Raw genomic sequence first — 20,234 nt, 5'->3', positions numbered from 1 at the left:
CCCTATTCAGTTGATCGACTATGGGCATCCTTAATCTCTCTTTAAACGAAAAGTTTCTCAGAGTAAATAGCCCCTATATATAATACTTAATTTTATCCACTTTGCAATAGTGTTTTTCCTATTTTCATGGTAATATTTTTTCATATTCAAAGGATAAACTTTGTTAAATCAATAGTTATTTGGAGATGAGAATTTTTATGAAGAAGGTCCTTATTCTAGTCGGGTTATCTCTACTGCTTCTTATTGCTGGATGTGGAGCACCTGAAACGCTTCATGAATCAGAAAACAAAGCACTGGAGTATACCATTGAAATGTTTACAGAAAACAAGCGAAATCTCGATAAACTATCACAATTAACTGGACGAAATAAAACAGCGGAGGGAATTCAATCTATTACTCCTTTTTTACAGGAAACCGGTGAAGTCTGGGTAGGCTCTAAAAAAGCAGAACAAAAAAACCGCAAAGAGGTATATATTTATTTCTCTCCAGATATGACCTCAGGCCCTATTCTTTATGGAGTCAAGATGGAAAAACGCGGAGATCAGTGGATCTTCCAAGGAGAAATCCCCCTCAAAGAAAACTTCCCTGAGGTTTCATTTTCTGACGCGAAAAATGGAGGACATTTACAAAAACTTGGTATCAGTCAATGGACGAAAATAGACATCGAGTAATTAAGAAGAGGAGAGATCTCTTATGGATTCTCTCCCCCTTCACTATCCTTTTATTATTGATTCCTTCAGCACATCATGCTCCCACCTGATGTTTACGAAATACCTGCTTTAAGAGAGGATTCTCCTCCGTCCGTTTGTTCGATAACTGATATCCCTTTGGCCTTGGCTGTTGATACTCCTTGCGACATAAGAGATCCCACTCCGTTAGCTGTTTATATACAGGTGGATGGAGCCTTTCATCATACAGAATACAAAGGGTATATAGCCAATCCGTATTACAGCAGTCTAGAAGCACCATCGCCCGTTTTTGCTCATCTTCCTCAATATATAAGCTCTCGACGCCCAATTCGCCTTCATTATTCAGCTTCTGTAGCAATCGCTCCTTATCGTAAGTGATCCCTAATGCATCACTGATCTCTTGCACAATGGCTTCCGTATACTCACTTGGGAAGCAAATCTCATAAAGCCCTAGTCGTTCATCCTTTAAATTAATCCAACCCATTCACCATACTCCTTTCTTAATCTACTTAGATGGGGTCGGGTCCCCTGTAAGAGAGAGGATCATTTTCTCTCCTTCTACATCCATCACTTGTAAAGATAGATGGGGATACTTCTGATGAAATTGACAGATCACCCATTGACAACTGATGGACGGCGGAAATTTGACGCGAATTTTCAACGTCCCGTTCACCGTGTCATCTTCCCCCACTTGATCAGCCACCTGCTCTAGTAATTTGGGGATGGGCTCAACGGCTCGATCATATCCTTCCTCGGTATTCACATTTCCTTGCCCATCTACTTTAAGTGTTTGAAAATGGCGTAAGTGCGCTGGTTTTAATGGGACTTGTCCTTCCGACACGAGTCTTCACTCCTTCTATTCATATCATTTCTATCATAAGATAGCATACTGAATGGGTACAATCCATCTCCTCCTAGTATACTGGTGATAAAAATTCATAGTTAAGTTGTTCGTACCCACATTGGTACGATATTCAATGGATGAGTATACCCCCACACCAAAATCCCTAGATAGAACCCCACTTCCGTCCGGTATACCTTTCATCGTCCTAAGAGCAGAGAAGGAATCAATGAGACTGCTCCGACCACTCCAATGATGACTCCATGTACAGAAATCCCTTATGGAAAATTCTTCTTTATCAGATGTAGGAGTGCCACTCGCCAGTATTAACAACAATAGCCACCACTGAACTTATCATCATGAGCAATAGGGTTTTTTTCTAATAGAGAACGGAAAGACCGGAACGTACCTCTTGCCATCCTGAGCGCCGCCTTTTCCCTTTGTTCGAAGTCTTTTTTTCTGGTCTAAGCGATCCATCAACGTGGTACGCGCACCCAATGATAATGCGCAACAACAGCCTGCCACTGTAAATAAGTGAACATCGGCAAACCACTGCGGAATCCGACTTTAGTCCCAGAAAAGAGACTCAATTCCCTTCCATCCACCCCATGTGATATACTCACTTGAGAAACGTAATTTATACATAGAAGGGACGGGCTAACATGGACATGATGGATGCGAATCAAATCATCTCGTTCATCCAAAACAGCGAGAAAAAGACCCCGGTAAAAGTACACCTTAAAGGAGACTTGGATGGGGTAGATTTCGGAAGTAATATACAATCCTTTATCAGCGGTAATGTGGGTGTACTATTTGGAGACTGGAAAGAAATCCAGCCCATGCTCTCTCAATACAAGGATCGGATCGAGGACTACGTGCTGGAGCAGGATCGGAGAAACTCCGCCATCCCCCTCTTAGATATGAAAGATATTGAGGCCCGTATTGAGCCAGGTGCGATCATCCGTGAACAGGTAACGATCGGTAAAGGAGCCGTTATCATGATGGGCGCCTCCATCAACATCGGTGCAGTCATCGGCGCAGGCACCATGGTCGATATGAATGTCGTCATCGGAGGACGTGGTACCATCGGGGACAATTGCCATATCGGTGCGGGCAGTGTGATTGCGGGAGTCATTGAACCGCCATCGGCAACGCCTGTCATCATCGAAGATGATGTCGTCATTGGAGCCAATGCGGTCATCCTGGAAGGTGTCCGCGTTGGAAAAGGCGCCGTCGTAGCTGCTGGTGCGATTGTGACGAATGATGTCCCTTCTAACACCGTGGTAGCGGGCACTCCTGCTCGGGTTATTAAGGAGATCGATGAACAAACTCGCTCCAAGACAGAGATCAAACAAGAACTACGTCAGCTTTAATTGTCGTGACCCAAAAAATCAGGACCTGTCCAACGATACAGGTCCTGATTTTCTCTATAAAATAACGAGAAGAGGAGGTAGAATCCAATGTCCAGCTCTTATGAACGCTTCATTCCCATTCGGCGCGACTTGCATCAAATTCCTGAAGGTGGGTTTAAAGAGTTCAAAACGCAAGCCTACTTATTAGATTATATTAATTCTCTTCCACAAGAACGACTCCAAGTAAAAACATGGCGCACGGGCATCCTCGCTTACGTCCAAGGAACTCAACCCACTAAATGCATCGGCTATCGTGCTGATATGGACGGACTCCCAATAGAAGAAGAAACCGACTATCACTTTCCTTCTCAACACACTGGTTACATGCATGCCTGCGGTCACGATCTACATATGACCATCGGACTCGGTGTATTAACGCATTTCGTCCATACACCCATGAAGGAAAACCTCCTGCTCATCTTTCAGCCGGCAGAAGAAGGACCTGGTGGCGCGCTCCCCATGCTCGAAAGCGAAGAATTCCAAGAATGGAGACCTGATGAGATTTATGCGCTCCATGTTGCACCTGAATATCCAGTGGGCACCATCGCTACCTGCCCGGGGACTTTCTTCGCCAACACCTCTGAACTTTTCATTGGTCTCAAAGGGACAAGTGGACACGCTGCTCGTCCTCACGAAGCCAACGACATGGTTATTGCTTGTTCACAACTAGCGATTCAACTACAAACCATCCTCTCCCGAAACCTTAATCCCCAAGAGGCCGCTGTTCTTACTATTGGGAAAATGGAAGCTGGTACCAAGCAAAACATCATCGCGGGAACTGCACGCTTAGAAGGAACCATTCGTTCCCTAACGATGGACTCCATGCAGATGATCAAAGAAAGGGTACAGGAAATGGTCCACGGTATTGAAGTTACCTATCAATGTGAAGCTACGATCGACTGGGGTTCCAACTACTGTCAAGTGTACAATAATGAACGTCTCACTCATTCGTTTATGGATTGGGCACGCTCAACTCAACCGGTAGAAGTGGTTCAATGTGCACCTGCGATGACAGGAGAAGACTTTGGCTATTTCCTACGCTCCATTCCAGGAATGATGTTCTGGCTAGGAGTAGATACTCCCTTCGGTCTCCATCATCCCAAGATTGAGCCTAACGAGGAAGCGATCAGCGTGGCTATCCAGTTGATGACCAATTATATAGAGTGGGTATCAGATTAATAGGGGCATCCCTTCATTATGATCTTTAAGCATAGTAGTTCTAATGAAGGGATGCCTCTCTCAAGTGGAAATCGATCCTAAATGGGGATATACAGATCGACGGTTTGGCTGTCTTTTTCCTCATCCATCTCCGGCGTATACATGGTGTGATAAACTTCGAAACCAAGCACCGCCGGGTCTTTCTGTAATCCATTGCTCTCCAACCATTCCCATGCCGCACGATAAGAAGATGCCATCTCCTTTAGCGCTCCTCTATGAGTAAAAGCTGCATATTTCTGCGGAGGAACTTGTAGGGAAACCATCCCCTCTGGCACCCTCACCACATCCTCAACTTCTACTCCCACATAGTAGGTGAAATCGGTTTTGCGATCTTGAAAGGGGCAAATGAATTCTTCTCGATTCAAACGAAAATCGATTTCCCCTTCACGTTTGGCCAATTCTACCCACATTCCTTTTATGTCATCTGTTCTCGAGTAGGGACCTGTCCAAGCAAACCCTATGATCATAAATCCATCACGTGCAATCACGTTTCCTTCCATAATAATGCCCCCTTTAGATCACGCTATCTCTGAAAGCGAAACAAACATACATTCCCCTTTTGCCTTAACTTATTCTACTAGTAATCTATTGTTTCCTTCTTCAAGCTTCTCATTTTTACAGGGCGCTTCATCTAACATTTAATCCCATCTATCTAATTAACAATATTATCTTATAATTGAATCTATCATCTTTATTGGTATAATAATTGCTCTTTTCGCTGAATTAATACATATTTATTGGATATTAATCTATTAAATTCATGGAAACTTTTTTATATTAAATCTCATATTTATAGAGGAATATCATTTATTCATGTAGAATTAGTATAGTGGGATTTTAAATCGGGATGAAATCTCGTTCCTCCCTGAAATTATATCCCTCTATTTTTCTTAATAGAAAGGATGAAGGTAGTTTGAAGAAGACCCTAACAGCTTTACTTTCTTCTGCTCTCGTGCTGACAACAGCCGTGGGCGCTCCGTCAGTTTCTGCTGAATCGAAACTGAACGAAGGAAAAAACAAGTCTCACGTTGACTGGTCAATTGTCAATGAAGAGCGATTGGCTAGTGCGCTTGAAGAGAAAGGCCTCCTCAAGGAAGGCGCTACTCCAGCTGAGGTAGAGAAAGCCATTGAGAAGTATGTGGGTGACCGCGAAATTCCACATGGTATTGACACCTCCAGCAAAGAAGGACAGCAAGCGGCCGACGGACTTAAGAAAGTCCAAGAACGTGCGGAAGAACTGATCAACAGCGGTCTCTTCGATTGGGGTAAGAAAGAGCAAAAAGATGTCTACACAGACAATATCGTCTTGGGATTAATTGAATTCCCAGACTATGCTCACAACCAGTTGAAGGAAGAAGAAGGTTCGATGTACATCAAAGATGCTACACCTGAACACTTCGAAAAGATGATGTTCAAAAAGGATGGTTACACCACTCCTGGTGGCATCGAACTAACTTCGGTTAACCAATTCTACCAAAAGCAATCCGGTGGAACTTGGGCCATCGATGGAGAAGCCACCGATTGGATCCAAGCTGAGAACGAAGCAGCTTACTACGGTGGTAACAACGCACAAGATAATGATAGTGCGCCTCGTGAACTCGTCATCGAAACCCTTGAAACAGTAGGAAAACAAATTCAAGGTAACGAAGAGAAATTTGATCAGCGCGATCCGTACGACATTGACGGAGACGGAGAAATCATGGAAGCTGATGGTCTCTTGGATAACTTGATGATCGTTCACTCCGGTATGGGTGAAGAAGCCGGTGGTGGAGATCTCGGAGATGACGCTATCTGGTCTCATCGTTGGTCGCTTAGCCAACCAACCGAAATCCCAGGTACTTCTCTCAGAGCATTTGATTACATGATTCAACCAGAAGACGGAGCCTCTGGGGTATTCGCACATGAATACGCACATAACCTTGGTCTTCCAGATTTGTATGATACCTCTTATGCAGGTCTTGGTTCTCCTGTTGGTTACTGGTCCCTGATGTCTGGTGGTAGCTGGACAGGTGACGTTGCAGGTGCACGTCCGACCGGTATGGATGCATGGTCCCGCCTCTATATGCAAGTAACCTTTGGCGGTAACTGGGTCGATCCTATCGAGATCGATGCAGAAGATCTAGGCAGTGGTATCTTCAACAGCAAATACTACTGGCTACGCGAAGCTTCTTCTACCAAGTCTAGCAATAAGATGGTGAAGATTAATCTACCCGATCTCTTGCAAGATCCGCCAGCCCAACCAAAGGAAGGCGAATCTTACTTCTCTACCAAAGGAGACAACCTCAACACCAAGTTGACTTCTCCTGTTATCGACCTAACGGGTAAAACCGAAGTGAAACTCAGCTTTGACAGCTGGCGTGACATCGAAGCTGGTTACGACTACCTCTACATCAATGTGATTGACCAAGCAACAGGTGAGGCAACACAAGTAAAAGCTTACGATGATACCACTGAAGGTAAATGGACCACTGAAGAACTCGATCTGTCCGCCTTTGCTGGCAAAGAAGTTCAAGTTCAATTCAACTATGTTACCGATGGTGGATTGGCTCTCGATGCATTCTATGTCGATAACATTGTCATTTCTGCTGACGGAGAAACCCTCATCGAAGACAATGCGGATGACAAGACCGCTTTCGAACTAGAAGGTTTTGAGAAGTTCGACGGTAGTGGCATTCCTTATCCAAACTACTATCTCGTTGAGTACCGTACCCATAATGGCATGGACCAAGGGTTAGGAGAAATCCGTCGTGGTGATGAACTCATCAGCTATGACCCAGGTCTATTGGTTTGGTACTATGATGGACGTTACGGTGAAGATAACCGTACCGCTGAACATCCAGGTGAAGGCTTCCTCGGTGTAGTCGATGCCCATCAGCGTGTCCATTACTGGAACGACGATACCAGTACCCCTGCTGATTCCCGTTACCAAATGGTTGATGCTGCATTCGGCAAAGAAAAAACCAATGGTATCGAGATCAATGATTTCGCCACCTTAGGTAGTATGAAATACGACGGTCTAAAAGGTGTTTCTTCTTTCTATGACTATCGTGATTACACCCTTCCAGGTGCCGAAGATGCAGGTAAAATCTTACCTCGTCTAGGATTAAAGATTGAAGTTCTTGCAGACTTCAATAAATCCGCTATGATCAAGGTATCCAAACAAAAATAATGATCTCCATTTTAGAAGCCCTGCTCATACGAGCAGGGCTTCTTTTTATTTAACTCGATTTATATTTAAATATTTTTTACTACTCATGAAGGAAATGGCTTACTTATACCGAAGTGTTATCTACAGTAATTTTTGAGTATTAAAAAACAAATATCAAAGAAAGGATGACTCTGATGAAGAAAACCATGATCTCTTTACTTTCATCAGCACTTGTTTTAACCTCTACTATCGCTATCCCCACTGTATCCGCAGAACCCAAAGACAGCAAAAACTCTCACACAACCATTGACTGGGGCACGGTTAATCAAGAACGGTTAACACGCGTCCTCGAAGAATCAGGACAGATTGATGCCAATGCTTCGCAAGAAGAAGTGCAAAAGGCCATCGAAGAATACGTTGGAGAACGTGAGATTCCCCATGGAATTGATACTTCTTCTGAATCCGGACAAAAAGCGGCAGCGGGTCTGAAGAAAGTGCAAGAAAATGCAGAAAAAAAAGTTAATCAGGATGTCCTCCAATCAGATAAAAAGAAAAAAAAGAAAGAGGACAAGCCTCATACAGACAATATCATTCTAGCCTTGATCGAGTTTCCTGACTATCCACACAACACGCTAAAAGAAGAGCCATGGAGTATGTATACCAACGATTTTACTCCGGAGCACTATGAAGAAATGATGTTCTCTAACAGCGACTACTCCACTTCTGAAGGCCTGGCCATGACAAGTGTCAATCAATTCTATCAAGAGCAGTCTGGCGGAAGCTGGTCCATCACAGGAGAAGCGACAAAATGGATTCAGGCCGAAAGCAATGCGTCAAACTATGGGATGAACTTACATCGTCAAGATGTAGATCCGCGAAGACTAGTAAAAGAAACTCTCTCAGAAGTAGGTAGCACCATCGGAGAAAATGAAGAGAAATATGATCAACGTGACCCCTATGATTTTGACGGTGACGGCAACGTCATGGAGCCAGATGGTCTCTTAGATAACTTAATGGTTATTCACTCTGGCGTAGGCGAGGAAGCAGGTGGTGGCGAACTGGGAGACGATGCGATCTGGTCCCATCGCTGGACATTAAGTGAACCGACACAAATTCCCGGATCCTCTCTCCTTGCCTATGATTATATGATTCAACCAGAGGACGGAGCTCCTGGTGTCTTTGCTCATGAATACGGACACAACCTTGGTCTACCTGACTTATATAATACCAGTGGACTAGGGCTCGGTTCTCCTGTCGCTTATTGGTCTTTGATGTCATCCGGTAGCTGGGCTGGTGATACCTTGGGTGCAAGGCCAACCGGCTTTGATGCCTGGTCTCGCCTCTTTTTGCAAACCACCTTTGGGGGAAATTGGGTAGAATCTCTTGAAGTTGATCTCGAGGATCTTGGTAGTCAAATGTCTGATAGCCGATACTATTGGTTACGCCAAGCCTCTGATAAAGAAGCAAACAGCAAGTTGGTAAAAATCAATCTGCCTGATTACAAAGAAGAACTCGCCACCGAACCAAAGGAAGGAAGCTCTTACGTTGCCACCCAAGAGGATAACTTCTATTCTCTCTTCTCATCCCCTAGTATTGACCTCAGAGGGAAAAAGAGTGCTCAATTAACCTTTGACAACTTCCGTGGGATTGACACAAAACTAGATTACCTCACGATCCACGTGCTAGATGAGGAGACTTTTGAGTCATTTGATGTCAAAGGCTATCGGGACTCGACAAACGGGAAGTGGGTAACCGAAGAAATCGACTTGTCTCGCTTTACGGGTAAATCGATCAGAATAGATATCAATTCTTACGAGGAGTTCTATATCGATAATATAAAGATATCCGCCGATGGGGAAGTTCTTGTCGAAGACAATGCGGATGACAAAGTGGCATTTGGTATTTACGGAGCAAAAGCGTTTGATAGCAAAGTTATAACGTACCCGAGCTATTATCTCACGGAATACCGCACACATAGCGGGATGGACCAAGGTCTTGGTGAAATCCGCTTCGGTGAGAACCTCCTGACTTATGATCCTGGGCTATTGGTCTGGTACTATGACGGCCGTTATGCAAACTCCTATTACCCAGACAATCGTACAAACGAACACCCCGGGGAAGGTTTTATCGGCGTTGTCGATGCCCATCAACGTGTTCATTACTGGAATGGGGATACGCAAAGCCCTGGTGGAGATCGAACTCAGTTGATAGATGCTGCTTTTGGAAAAGAGAAAACATCCGGATTGAAAATTGACGACTATCTTATCTTCGGGGATATGCACTATGAAGGTTTAGAAGGTGTCTCTTCTTTCTATGACTATCGAGACTATACTCTACCTGGAGCAGAAGAAGTGGGCAAGATCCTTCCACGTCATGGATTAAAAATTCAGGTACTAGATGACTTCGCGGAATCCGCAATGATCAAAGTCTCTAGAGAACAATAACAACAACATTGGTAAATAAATGCCCTGCTATTGATAGCAGGGCATTCTTTCAATTAAACCTATTAATCTAATATATCGGATAATTTTAGAGGAAATTTTATTTTCTTGTTGAATTGATAGAGTGGAGAAAATATGATTACCACCTTCTAACTAGAGAAAGGATGAGAAATGTTTTGAAGAAAACTTTAACAGCACTACTCTCTTCTGCACTCGTTCTGACGACCGCCGTCGGTGCTCCATCGGTATCCGCTGAGTCAAAAGCTGATGGAAAAGCCCATGCACAAGTTGACTGGTCCATTGTTAACGAAGAACGGCTAAGTGACGCACTTGAAAAACAAGGACTCATAAACCAAGATTCCTCACAAAAAGAGATTGAAAAGGCTATAGAAGATTATGTGGGCGAGCGAAAAATCCCACATGGAATCGATACTTCGACAGAAGAAGGACAGAAAGCAGCCGACGGATTAAAGAGAGTACAAGATCAAGCAAAGGAACGCATCGAGAACAACCTCATCGATTGGGGAAAAGATGAGCAAGCGAGTCATACCGATAATATCCTGCTCGCATTGATTGAGTTCCCAGACTATACACACAATACCCTCAAAGAAGAAGAAGGGTATATGTATACGGAAGACTTTACACCGGAACACTTTGAAAGCATGCTATTTTCTAAAGAGGGTTACACCACTCCCGAAGGGATTAATATGACCTCCGTCAATCAGTTCTATCAAGAACAGTCTGGCGGAACATGGGATATCGATGGGGAAGCAACGGCATGGACCCAAGCGGCTAACGATGCGGCTTATTATGGTGGAAACAATCAATTCGGGGACCAAAACCCACGTGCGCTCGTAGAGGAAACCCTTCAATCCGTTGGACAAAAGATTGAAGGAAACGAAGAGAAATACGACCAACGTGACCCTTACGATATTGATGGAGACGGGGAAGTAATGGAAGCAGACGGCCTTTTAGATAACCTGATGATCGTTCACTCTGGTGTGGGCGAAGAAGCAGGCGGTGGTGAATTAGGGGAAGATGCTATTTGGTCACACCGGTGGACGCTCAGCCAACCAACTGAAATCCCGGGTACTTCCCTGCTTGCATTCGATTACATGATTCAACCGGAAGACGGTGCCCCTGGTGTATTTGCTCACGAATATGGGCATAACCTGGGCTTGCCTGACCTATACAATACCAGCGGACAAGGTCTAGGTTCTCCTGTCGCCTACTGGTCACTCATGGCCTCTGGTGGTTGGGCAGGAGAAACAGCCGGTGCACGTCCAACTGGATTTGACGCATGGTCTCGTCTCTTTATGCAAGTCACTTTTGGTGGCAATTGGGTTGATCCAATGGAGGTCGATTTAGAAGACCTCGGAAGCGGGATCTTTAACAGCAAGTATTACTGGCTACGTCAATCCTCTTCCACCAAGTCTGACAACAAAATGGTGAAAATCAACTTACCCGATGTATTACAAGATCCACCCACACAACCGAAGGAAGGAGAATCCTACTTCTCCACCAAAGGAAATAGCCTGAGTACCAGCATGACCTCACCCGTAATGAATCTAACGAATAAGACGGAGGCAACACTCACTTTCGACAGTTGGCGTGAAATCGAGCAAGGATACGACTACCTCTATATCAACGTGATTGATCAAGAAACTGGCGAAAATACCCAGTTGAAAGCCTACGATGATACCACCAATGGCGAATGGACCACGGAAGAAATCGATCTATCCGCTTTTGCTGGAAAACAGATTCAAGTTCAATTCAACTACGTGACCGACGTGGGATTGGCACTTGAAGCATTCTATGTGGACAACATCATTCTTTCTGCCGATGGCGAAACGCTACTAGAAGACAACGCAGATGATAAAACAGCATTTGAATTGGACGGATTTGAAAAGTTTGATGGTAGTGGCATTCCTTATCCAAACTACTACCTTGTCGAGTACCGCACACACAATGGAATGGATCAGGGTCTTGGCGAAATTCGCCGTGGCGACAACCTCATCGCCTATGATCCAGGCCTACTTGTCTGGTACTATGACGGACGATACGGCGAAGACAATCGTACCAATGAGCATCCTGGTGAAGGCTTTATCGGAGCCGTTGACGCACATCAACGCGTTCATTACTGGAACGAAGATACCAGTACACCAGGTAGCGAACGTTATCAAATGATCGATGCTGCCTTTGGAAAAGAAAAGACAGGCGGAATCCATATTGATGACTTCCGCACACTTGGAGATATGCACTATGATGGGCTAAAAGGTGTCTCTACTTTCTACGACTACCGTGATTACACCCTTCCAGGTGCTGAAGATGTAGGGAAAATCCTACCACGCTTCGGCCTGAAGATCGAAGTATTGGGAGACTATAATCAGTCAGCTATGATTAAGGTTTCGCGCAATCAATAAACGAGCGACTCCATGTGTTCTAAAAGCCCCGCTCCTTGAGCGGGGCTTTTACTATTTACATCTGATGATCTTGGAAAGTGCTTAGATAACGAAAAAGGACAGCCCTATAAGAGCCATCCTTTCTCTAACAATATAACCTAACCGATTGAGCCTTCCATCTCCAATTTAATCAGACGGTTCATCTCAACCGCATATTCCATCGGCAACTCTTTCGTAAATGGTTCGATAAAGCCCATTACGATCATCTGTGTTGCTTCTTCTTCGTTTAAGCCACGGCTCATCAGGTAGAAGAGCTGTTCTTCACTCACCTTACTCACCGTTGCTTCGTGTTCCAAGGTAATATCTTCGTTCTTGATTTCGTTATACGGAATCGTATCGGAAGTAGATTGATCGTCAAGGATCAAGGTATCGCACTCTACTTTGGACTTGGAGCCCTGCGACTTGGGACCAAAGCTAGAAAGTCCGCGATACGTTACTTTCCCGCCATGTTTACTGATCGACTTGGAAACAATGGTGGAAGTACAGTTAGGGGCAAGAGCGGTTACTTTCGCACCTGCGTCTTGATGCTGACCTTTACCAGCAACAGCGATCGAGAGCACATCCGCCTTCGCTCCCTCACCTTTCATGACGACGGCTGGATATTTCATCGTCAGCTTACTGCCGATGTTTCCATCCACCCACTCCATGTGCGCCCCTTTTTCTGCTACTGCCCGCTTCGTCACGAGGTTGTAGATATTGGGTGCCCAGTTTTGGATCGTTGTATAACGTGTGCGAGCATGATCTTTTACAATAATCTCGACAACCGCGCTGTGCAAGGAATCAGTGCTGTAGATCGGAGCCGTACAGCCCTCTACGTAGTGCACAAAGCTCTCTTCATCTGCAATGATCAAAGTCCGCTCAAATTGTCCCATGTTTTCAGAGTTAATGCGGAAGTAGGCTTGCAGTGGAACTTCACACTTCACGCCTTTCGGTACATAGATAAAGCTACCGCCACTCCATACTGCCGTATTCAGTGCGGCAAACTTATTGTCTGTTGCAGGAATCACTTTACCAAAGTACTCTTTGACGAGTTCAGGATACTCTTTCACAGCAGTATCGGTATCGCAGAAGATCACACCTTGATCTTCCAACTCTTTTTGCATATTGTGGTAAACCACTTCCGACTCATACTGCGCGGATACACCTGCCAAGAATTTTTGCTCAGCTTCTGGAATTCCCAGGCGATCAAAGGTGTACTTAATCTCTTCTGGTACTTCATCCCATGTCTTCCCTTGTCTCTCTGATGGTTTCACGTAGTAAGTGATGTTATCAAAGTCAAGTTCACTTAGGTCCCCTGGCAAGAGAGAGAACCACTTACTGTTTTCAGAGCTTGGCATCGGCATCTTATAAAACTGCTCCAATGCTTTGAGCCGAATGTCCAACATCCATTGTGGCTCATCTTTCATACGTGAGATCTCTTCGACGATTTGACGATTTAAGCCACGCTTCGAACGATAGACGGAAACGTCTTTGTCACGAAATCCATATTGATAATCGGAAATATCGGGCATTTGCTTGGCCATCTCTAATCCCCTCCTTCAGGGTGGTTTAAGAATCGTTGTTTGCTTGTGAAGACGCTTGCTCCAACGCCTTCCAAGCTAAAGTGGCGCATTTGATGCGAGCGGGAAAACGAGATACCCCGCTTAGTGCTTCAATATCCTCTAATGGAAATTGGTCTACATCCACTTCTTCTCCTTGCATCATACGTGAAAATATATCAACCAACGCCACAGCGTCGTCCAGTTTCATTCCCTTAACAGCTTGCGTCATCATGGAAGCGGAGGCAAGGCTGATGGAACAGCCTTCTCCTATAAACTTCGCTTCTTCAATTGTACCATCTACCAGCCGCATTTGCACAGAGATGCGATCCCCACAAGTCGGATTGTTAAGATCAACGGTCACTGCATCCTCTTCGATTTGTCCACGGTTACGTGGATTCTGGTAGTGATCCATGATGACGCGGCGATATAGATCATCCAAGGACATTGGTAAAAAACTCCTTCGCTTTGCGAATCCCTTGTACCAACTGGTCTACATCTTTTTCCGAATTATAGAGGTAGAAGCTAGCGCGAGCAGTAGCCGATACCTTTAACCAGCGCATTAAGGGTTGGGCACAGTGATGGCCTGCGCGAATAGCAATCCCATGTGTGTCCAAAATAGTCGCCAGATCATGAGGGTGTAGTCCGTCCACGTTAAACGTTACGACTCCCATCCGATCTGAATCCGGACCATAAACCGTCAATCCAGGAACTTCTTTCATTGCCTTCAGCGCATAGTCAGTTAGGTTTCGATCATGCTCTTCCACCCAATCCATCCCTACCTCTTCGAGATAGTCGATGGCTGCTCCCAACCCGATAGCACCAGCAATAATGGGTGTTCCGCCTTCAAACTTCCAGGGAAGCTCCTTCCATGTGGATTCGGTCAAATCCACATGATCAATCATCTCTCCCCCGAACTCGATAGGCTCCATCTCATTCAAAAATGTTTCTTTCCCATATAATACTCCGATCCCTGTTGGCCCGAGCATCTTATGGCTAGAAAAGGCAAAAAAGTCACAATCCAACTCTTGAACATCTACTTTCATGTGAGGAACACTTTGCGCTCCATCCACCACGATCACACCGCCCTGCGCATGCACCAACTGTGCTAGCTCCTTAATGGGGTGCACCGTTCCCAGCACATTGGATACATGAGCGATTGCAATCAGTTTCGTCCTTTCATTGATCTGCTTTCTGGCATGTTCCATATCCAGCCTGCCATCATCCGTCAGTTCAAAGAAGGTTAGTTTGGCTCCGGTCGTTTTTGCTACCTGTTGCCAAGGAATCAAATTACTATGGTGTTCTGCAAGTGGGAGAAGGATTTCGTCTCCTTCTTTTAAGTTTGCCCGTGCATAACTGGAAGCAACCAAATTCAGCGCTGTCGTCGTTCCTCGTGTAAAGATGATTTCTTTGGTCGAACCCGCATGGATGAAGCGACGCACTTTTTCACGCGCCCCTTCATATCCATCCGTCGCTCTCGTACCAAGGGTATGCACACCACGGTGCACATTGGAGTTGATCGTATGATAGTAGGATTCCAGGGCCTCAATGACCGACTGCGGCTTTTGTGACGTAGCCGCACTGTCCAAGTAAACGATCGCATGATCATTTACTTCTTGCTTAAGAATAGGGAAATCCTGCTTATACGATCGCATTAGCTCAGCTTCCTTTCGATAACGCTCACCATTTGCTTACGCAGAGATTCAAAAGGAATGGCATCCAATACCGGCCCAAGGAAGCCGAAGATAACCAGCTTCTCTGCTTCGCGCTTGGTAACACCACGTGACATCAAGTAGTACATCTGCATCGGATCAATCTGACCCACACTGGCAGCATGACCTGCCTTTACGTCGTTTTCATCGATGAGCAGGATCGGGTTGGCATCTCCTCGCGCCCCGCGATCCAACATCAATACTTTCTCTGCTTGCACCCCGTTCGCACGTTTTGCTCCTCTTTCAATCTTGGTGATTCCGTTGAGAATCGATTGTGCTTTATCTTTCATCACGCCACGCACATTCATATCACTCTCGGTATCCGTTCCCCAGTGATAAACAGCGGAAGTCAGATTGGAACGCTGTTCACCAGAACCGAGCGCAATGGAGTGTACGTCTGTCTTTCCACCTGCTCCTTTGAGCTCAGTGGTGTTATCAGAAAGCGTGCGTCCTTGGTTTAATTCGCCGACGATCCACTCCATATAGCCGTCGCGTGCAACCACTGCACGGCGATACGCCACATCAACCGTCTCTTCACCTAAATTATGAAGGGTAGCCACACTTACCTTACTACCATCGCCAACAAACGTTTCCACGACACTGTTTTGCACCGCTTTGGTTTGTTCGGACTCACTTACATAGTTACATACCAGGTTCACTTGGCTATTGGCTTCCGTTACCACCAGAACGTGAGGGAAAAGACCTACATCATCGCCTGCTGCATAGAATATGCTCTGCAGGGGTTCCTTTACTTCTACGTTTTTCGGTACATAAAGGAATAGACCGCCATTCCACATCGCTGCATGTAAAGCAGTAAGTTGGTGTTCATCGTGTGCCACTGCATCTGTCATAAAGTACTTTTTCACGAGTTCAGGATGTTCACGTACCGCTGTCGCAAGATCGGTAAAGATAACGCCTTGCTTCTCCAGATCCTTGCTTCCCGTTTGATAAATAACACTAGCATTTTTCTGTACGAGCAAGCTGGCATCCTCTTCTTCACTCAATAAAGATTGAACGACTTTCGGAAGCTCTTGCCGGCTTGCCACCTTCTCTTCCATGCGAACAGCAAACTGGGTAAAGTTCCAGTTATCAATACGTGTCTTTTCCACACGAGGAAGAGAAAGAGCTTTAGCAGCTTCCAAGGCTTTTAGACGAAATTGGAGCATCCACTCCGGTTCTTGCTGGCTTTGTGAGAGGTTCGTTACGGCTTCAGGGTTGATTTGTTTTTCTAATTCTGTTGTCATCTTTTTCACCGCCCTTACGCCTGTTGTCCAACGGTTTCATCATCGATACCCAGTTCCTCTTTGATCCAATCGTACCCCTCAGCCTCGAGTCGTTCAGCCAATTCGGGTCCTCCGGAACGAACAATCCGACCCTGCATCATAACATGAACATAGTCCGGTTTAATATAGTTAAGCAGACGCTGATAGTGTGTAATGATCAAGACACCCAGTTCTGGTTTACGCATCTCGTTAACCCCATCGGCAACCACTTTTAAGGCATCGATATCTAAACCAGAATCAATCTCGTCCAAGATCGCTATACGCGGATCCAGCATCATCATCTGCATGATTTCGTTTCTCTTCTTCTCTCCCCCCGAAAATCCTTCATTTAGATAACGGGAAGCAAAAGATTCATCCATATGAAGTTTCTCCATCGTTTTATCCAATTGCTTGATAAATTTCATGATGGAGATTTCATCGCCTTCTTCACGCTTCGCGTTCATCGCACTGCGCAGGAAGTCGGAGTTGGTCACACCGCTTACTTCACTTGGATATTGCATCGCGAGGAACAAACCTTTGCGTGCCCGTTCGTCCACTTCCATCTCCAACAGGTCCTCGCCATCTAAGAACGCTTTTCCGTCCGTTACTTCGTACGTTGGATGCCCCATAAGAGCGGAAGCAAGTGTACTTTTCCCTGTTCCGTTGGGACCCATAATCGCATGAACTTCGCCACCTTTGATCTCAAGGTTGACCCCTTTGAGAATTTCTTTCTCTTCGATGGTAGCATGCAAGTTCTCTATTTTTAAACTTGGTGTATTCGACATTTGACATTCCTCCATTTGCTATCGGCTTACCTTATCTCTTGCTAGTTCTTTACCCCTCGCTATCCATCGCTTTGATCCACTAAGAAACTTTTGATACGATGAAAGCGTGAAAGGCACATTCCTTTTTTTAGAGTGATTATCATCTGATTCTCATTTCATTCTATCTCATGTGTCTCAGCATATCAAGGTGAATCCATGTACTTTTCGGATTGGAAACGCTTTTGATGTTCCACTTACTGCTCAAGGAGGTAAAGATGAGGTTAAAAGGAAAACGAGTCGCTTGTTTTGTCGAGCACGAATTTGAAGATCTTGAGCTCTGGTATCCCATCCTCCGTTTGCGTGAGGAAGGGGCGGAAGTGGATCTAGTCGGCCCCGAAGAAAACGTCGTATATAAAGGAAAATATGGAGTACCCGCAACGGCCGATCTTTCTTTCTCACAGATAAAGACCCGCACTTATGACGGCTTTCTCATTCCCGGTGGGTGGGCACCCGATAAGCTTCGTCGCTATCCGCCACTTCTCTCTGCTCTGCAAGAAGCCGACCGTAATCAAAAGCCGATCGGCCAGATCTGTCATGCCGGATGGGTCCTCATATCTGCCCGTTTACTCGAAGGAAGGCGTGTTACTTCTACTCCTGGCATTCGAGATGATATGGAGAATGCAGGAGCAACATGGGTGGATGAAGCGGTCGTCATCGATCAAAATCTCATCTCTAGTCGACGCCCTCCCGACCTGCCTGCATACGCTAAAGCTTTTGCGGATCTCCTGTCCGATTCATGAGTGAAAAACCGATCCGCTGTATTCAGTGTTTCAAGCAACGGCCCGGCGGTCGTTGTCAATTCTGTCCCCTACATGAACAAAACCAAGCGAAATATCAGCATATAGGAAATGGTTGGTATATAACTCGCTCCTCTAAATCAAAGTCAAAAAAAGATGAGCATACAAACCCAGAAAAGAACGAATAGATAGGAAAGCTCTACGTACTAAATCTTTCCCAATTCTCTAGTGGAAAAAACCAGGATCATCGTAGTGGATCCTGGTTCTTTCGTCAATGAGTATATGATCACGACTTGCTGCTTTTCTTCTTATCCAACTCACTGCTAAAAGATTTAACTAAGGAGACTGCCATACCAAGTAGGATAAAGGCGAAGGGGAAAGCTGCGATGATGGCCGCCATCTGCAACGCTTCTAGCCCGCCAGACGATAACAATACCGCTGCCGCTGCCGCCTGAATCACACCCCACGTAAACTTCACGCGATTGGGTGGGTTTAATTGTCCATTGGTCGTCTGCATGCCTAGCACAAAAGTAGCAGAGTCAGCCGATGTGATGAAGAAGGTACTAATCAAGAGAATGGCAATCACCGAAGTGACCCCACCCAGTGGTAATTGATCCAACATCGTAAAGAGGGCCATCTCTGCTCCCTCATCCAGCGCGCTCGCAATCCCTCCTTTTCCGAATAATTCGGAGTAAAGTCCGGAACCACCTAAGGTAGCAAACCAAAGCCCACTCAGAATCGTAGGAACAGCCAGTACACCAATAACAAATTCACGAATCGTTCTCCCACGAGAGACACGTGCGATGAACATCCCGACGAAAGGTGCCCAAGAAATCCACCATGCCCAATAAAAGACGGTCCAATTCTGTATCCAGCCCGCCAAATCGGACTCTGCAAATGGCGTCACACGCAAGCTCATTTTAGGTAGCTCTTGGATATAGGAGCCCAATGTCGTCGTGAAGAAATTAATAATAAAGTTGGTTGGACCAGCAAACATGACAAACATCATCAAGGCAAATGCCAGCACCATATTGGTATTACTTAAGTATTTGATCCCTTTGTCCAGTCCCGTTCCTGCTGAGATCATAAACAAGACCGTCACCACTGCAATAATCATCAACTGCGTGGTAAGATCGTTTGGAATCCCTGTCAGGAAGTGAAGTCCTCCAGAGATTTGCATTGCACCCAATCCTAATGAGGTAGCTACCCCGATCACGGTAGCGTAAACGGCAAGTACATCAATGGTCTTCCCTATGGGTCCATTCACGCGGTCACCTAAGAGCGGGGTAAAGGTGGCGCTGATTAAGCCCGGTGCTCCTTTGCGAAACTTAAAATATGCAAGCGCAAGCGCCGTAAGCGTATAGATCCCCCAAGGATGAAAGCCCCAATGAAAGAAAGAGTACTTCATCGCCATCTGTGCTGCTTCCGTTGTTCCACCCTCACCCGTCGGTGGTCCGATGAAATGATACATGGGCTCTGCTACACCCCAGAATACCAATCCAATGCCCATCCCAGCACTAAAGAGCATCGCAAACCAAGATAAATAGCTATATTCCGGTTCTTCATCATCGCTCCCTAATCGAATGTTTCCCGCACGGGTAAAGATCAGAATAATAACAAACACCAACATCGCTGTCACAGAAAGCAGGTAAAACCATCCGAATTTTACTTGTAAAAATGTCTGCACTTCTGTTGTTACACGATTAAGACTATCTGAACCAAAAACACCCCAGAGAATGAATGCCACCGTAATAAAGACGGAGACAAAAAAGACCGTCGTCCACTTTTTCTGTTGCATCGTTTCCCTCCTTTACATAAGTACAACACTCTTATCTTCCCGAAATCGTTTTAGCTAAAACACTTATTTATTGTAAACTTAGCGAAACAGCCTCTTCATTTGAGACATCACTCATCAAAATAAAGGAGACCAGAGTCGAGTAAAAGTGGTGA

Annotated in this window: 16 protein-coding genes; 7 read left to right on the top strand and 9 right to left on the bottom strand. The window is 45.4% G+C overall.

Annotated elements, in window-relative coordinates:
• Nucleotides 1-197 precede the first annotated feature (197 nt).
• Entirely contained in the window at nucleotides 198-671 is a 474-nt protein-coding gene (locus AC6RGY_RS11085; protein WP_499862978.1) for a hypothetical protein, read from the top strand.
• Nucleotides 672-744: 73 nt separating this feature from the next.
• On the opposite strand, the gene AC6RGY_RS11080 is transcribed toward AC6RGY_RS11085, so the two are convergent.
• Entirely contained in the window at nucleotides 745-1,173 is a 429-nt protein-coding gene (locus AC6RGY_RS11080; RefSeq protein ID WP_499862976.1) for a hypothetical protein, read from the bottom strand.
• A 21-nt stretch (nucleotides 1,174-1,194) separates the two neighbouring features.
• Complete coding sequence (locus AC6RGY_RS11075; protein WP_499862974.1) at nucleotides 1,195-1,530, bottom strand: deaminase domain-containing protein; 336 nt, start codon at nucleotides 1,528-1,530, stop codon at nucleotides 1,195-1,197.
• A 662-nt stretch (nucleotides 1,531-2,192) separates the two neighbouring features.
• On the opposite strand from AC6RGY_RS11075, the gene dapD reads away from it, so the two are divergent.
• Both dapD and AC6RGY_RS11065 read left to right on the top strand, forming a co-directional pair.
• Nucleotides 2,193-2,903, top strand: a complete 711-nt coding sequence (dapD, locus tag AC6RGY_RS11070) for a 2,3,4,5-tetrahydropyridine-2,6-dicarboxylate N-acetyltransferase (protein WP_499862972.1) — start codon at nucleotides 2,193-2,195, stop codon at nucleotides 2,901-2,903.
• An 87-nt stretch (nucleotides 2,904-2,990) separates the two neighbouring features.
• Nucleotides 2,991-4,121, top strand: a complete 1,131-nt coding sequence (locus tag AC6RGY_RS11065; RefSeq protein WP_499862970.1) for an N-acetyldiaminopimelate deacetylase — start codon at nucleotides 2,991-2,993, stop codon at nucleotides 4,119-4,121.
• A 77-nt stretch (nucleotides 4,122-4,198) separates the two neighbouring features.
• Here AC6RGY_RS11065 and AC6RGY_RS11060 read toward each other — a convergent pair whose 3' ends face one another.
• Entirely contained in the window at nucleotides 4,199-4,660 is a 462-nt protein-coding gene (locus AC6RGY_RS11060; RefSeq protein ID WP_499862968.1) for a GyrI-like domain-containing protein, read from the bottom strand.
• A 413-nt stretch (nucleotides 4,661-5,073) separates the two neighbouring features.
• Between AC6RGY_RS11060 and AC6RGY_RS11055 the strand changes: the two genes are divergently transcribed.
• The 3 genes from AC6RGY_RS11055 (at nucleotide 5,074) to AC6RGY_RS11045 (ending at nucleotide 12,172) form a co-directional block, all read left to right on the top strand.
• Nucleotides 5,074-7,329 (top strand): immune inhibitor A domain-containing protein, encoded by a 2,256-nt coding sequence (locus AC6RGY_RS11055; protein WP_499862965.1) that lies wholly within the window; start codon nucleotides 5,074-5,076, stop codon nucleotides 7,327-7,329.
• A 173-nt stretch (nucleotides 7,330-7,502) separates the two neighbouring features.
• The gene (locus AC6RGY_RS11050; RefSeq protein ID WP_499862963.1) at nucleotides 7,503-9,752 is read left to right on the top strand and encodes an immune inhibitor A domain-containing protein; all 2,250 of its coding nucleotides are present in this window, start codon (nucleotides 7,503-7,505) and stop codon (nucleotides 9,750-9,752) included.
• A 173-nt stretch (nucleotides 9,753-9,925) separates the two neighbouring features.
• Entirely contained in the window at nucleotides 9,926-12,172 is a 2,247-nt protein-coding gene (locus AC6RGY_RS11045; RefSeq protein ID WP_499862960.1) for an immune inhibitor A domain-containing protein, read from the top strand.
• 137 nt (nucleotides 12,173-12,309) lie between these two features.
• On the opposite strand, the gene sufB is transcribed toward AC6RGY_RS11045, so the two are convergent.
• From sufB to sufC, 5 genes are read right to left on the bottom strand one after another with little or no spacing between them, the layout of a single operon-like run.
• A complete protein-coding gene (gene sufB / locus AC6RGY_RS11040) occupies nucleotides 12,310-13,734 on the bottom strand; it encodes a Fe-S cluster assembly protein SufB (protein WP_499862956.1) in 1,425 nt (474 codons plus the stop codon).
• A gap of 25 nt (nucleotides 13,735-13,759) precedes the next feature.
• Nucleotides 13,760-14,197 (bottom strand): Fe-S cluster assembly sulfur transfer protein SufU, encoded by a 438-nt coding sequence (gene sufU, locus AC6RGY_RS11035; RefSeq protein WP_499862954.1) that lies wholly within the window; start codon nucleotides 14,195-14,197, stop codon nucleotides 13,760-13,762.
• Nucleotides 14,184-15,404 (bottom strand): cysteine desulfurase, encoded by a 1,221-nt coding sequence (locus AC6RGY_RS11030; protein ID WP_499862952.1) that lies wholly within the window; start codon nucleotides 15,402-15,404, stop codon nucleotides 14,184-14,186. The genes sufU and AC6RGY_RS11030 overlap by 14 nt, the downstream gene beginning before the upstream one ends.
• A complete protein-coding gene (gene sufD / locus AC6RGY_RS11025; protein ID WP_499862950.1) occupies nucleotides 15,404-16,705 on the bottom strand; it encodes a Fe-S cluster assembly protein SufD in 1,302 nt (433 codons plus the stop codon). Before sufD ends, AC6RGY_RS11030 begins: the two co-directional genes overlap by 1 nt.
• A gap of 14 nt (nucleotides 16,706-16,719) precedes the next feature.
• Nucleotides 16,720-17,508, bottom strand: coding sequence for a Fe-S cluster assembly ATPase SufC (gene sufC / locus AC6RGY_RS11020; RefSeq protein WP_499862948.1), 789 nt, complete (start codon nucleotides 17,506-17,508; stop codon nucleotides 16,720-16,722).
• A gap of 254 nt (nucleotides 17,509-17,762) precedes the next feature.
• On the opposite strand from sufC, the gene AC6RGY_RS11015 reads away from it, so the two are divergent.
• On the top strand, nucleotides 17,763-18,287 hold the full coding sequence (locus AC6RGY_RS11015) for a type 1 glutamine amidotransferase domain-containing protein (protein WP_499862946.1): 525 nt from the start codon (nucleotides 17,763-17,765) through the stop codon (nucleotides 18,285-18,287).
• Between the two features lie 283 nt (nucleotides 18,288-18,570).
• Here AC6RGY_RS11015 and AC6RGY_RS11010 read toward each other — a convergent pair whose 3' ends face one another.
• Entirely contained in the window at nucleotides 18,571-20,082 is a 1,512-nt protein-coding gene (locus AC6RGY_RS11010; protein WP_499862944.1) for a glycine betaine uptake BCCT transporter, read from the bottom strand.
• Between the last annotated feature and the right edge of the window lie 152 nt (nucleotides 20,083-20,234).

Source organism: Mechercharimyces mesophilus (assembly GCF_059818345.1).
Note: the sequence above shows the minus strand (reverse complement) of the source record. Positions and strands in the feature narration are given on the sequence as shown.

What these genes read in the sequence shown, in the direction of transcription:
- AC6RGY_RS11085 (WP_499862978.1), top strand. Translation starts at nt 198, where the DNA reads ATGAAGAAGGTCCTTATTCTAGTCGGGTTATCTCTACTGCTTCTTATT.
- AC6RGY_RS11080 (WP_499862976.1), bottom strand. Translation starts at nt 1,173, where the DNA reads ATGGGTTGGATTAATTTAAAGGATGAACGACTAGGGCTTTATGAGATT.
- dapD (WP_499862972.1), top strand. Translation starts at nt 2,193, where the DNA reads ATGGACATGATGGATGCGAATCAAATCATCTCGTTCATCCAAAACAGC.
- AC6RGY_RS11065 (WP_499862970.1), top strand. Translation starts at nt 2,991, where the DNA reads ATGTCCAGCTCTTATGAACGCTTCATTCCCATTCGGCGCGACTTGCAT.
- AC6RGY_RS11060 (WP_499862968.1), bottom strand. Translation starts at nt 4,660, where the DNA reads ATGGAAGGAAACGTGATTGCACGTGATGGATTTATGATCATAGGGTTT.
- AC6RGY_RS11050 (WP_499862963.1), top strand. Translation starts at nt 7,503, where the DNA reads ATGAAGAAAACCATGATCTCTTTACTTTCATCAGCACTTGTTTTAACC.
- sufB (WP_499862956.1), bottom strand. Translation starts at nt 13,734, where the DNA reads ATGGCCAAGCAAATGCCCGATATTTCCGATTATCAATATGGATTTCGT.
- sufU (WP_499862954.1), bottom strand. Translation starts at nt 14,197, where the DNA reads ATGTCCTTGGATGATCTATATCGCCGCGTCATCATGGATCACTACCAG.
- AC6RGY_RS11030 (WP_499862952.1), bottom strand. Translation starts at nt 15,404, where the DNA reads ATGCGATCGTATAAGCAGGATTTCCCTATTCTTAAGCAAGAAGTAAAT.
- sufD (WP_499862950.1), bottom strand. Translation starts at nt 16,705, where the DNA reads ATGACAACAGAATTAGAAAAACAAATCAACCCTGAAGCCGTAACGAAC.
- sufC (WP_499862948.1), bottom strand. Translation starts at nt 17,508, where the DNA reads ATGTCGAATACACCAAGTTTAAAAATAGAGAACTTGCATGCTACCATC.
- AC6RGY_RS11015 (WP_499862946.1), top strand. Translation starts at nt 17,763, where the DNA reads ATGAGGTTAAAAGGAAAACGAGTCGCTTGTTTTGTCGAGCACGAATTT.
- AC6RGY_RS11010 (WP_499862944.1), bottom strand. Translation starts at nt 20,082, where the DNA reads ATGCAACAGAAAAAGTGGACGACGGTCTTTTTTGTCTCCGTCTTTATT.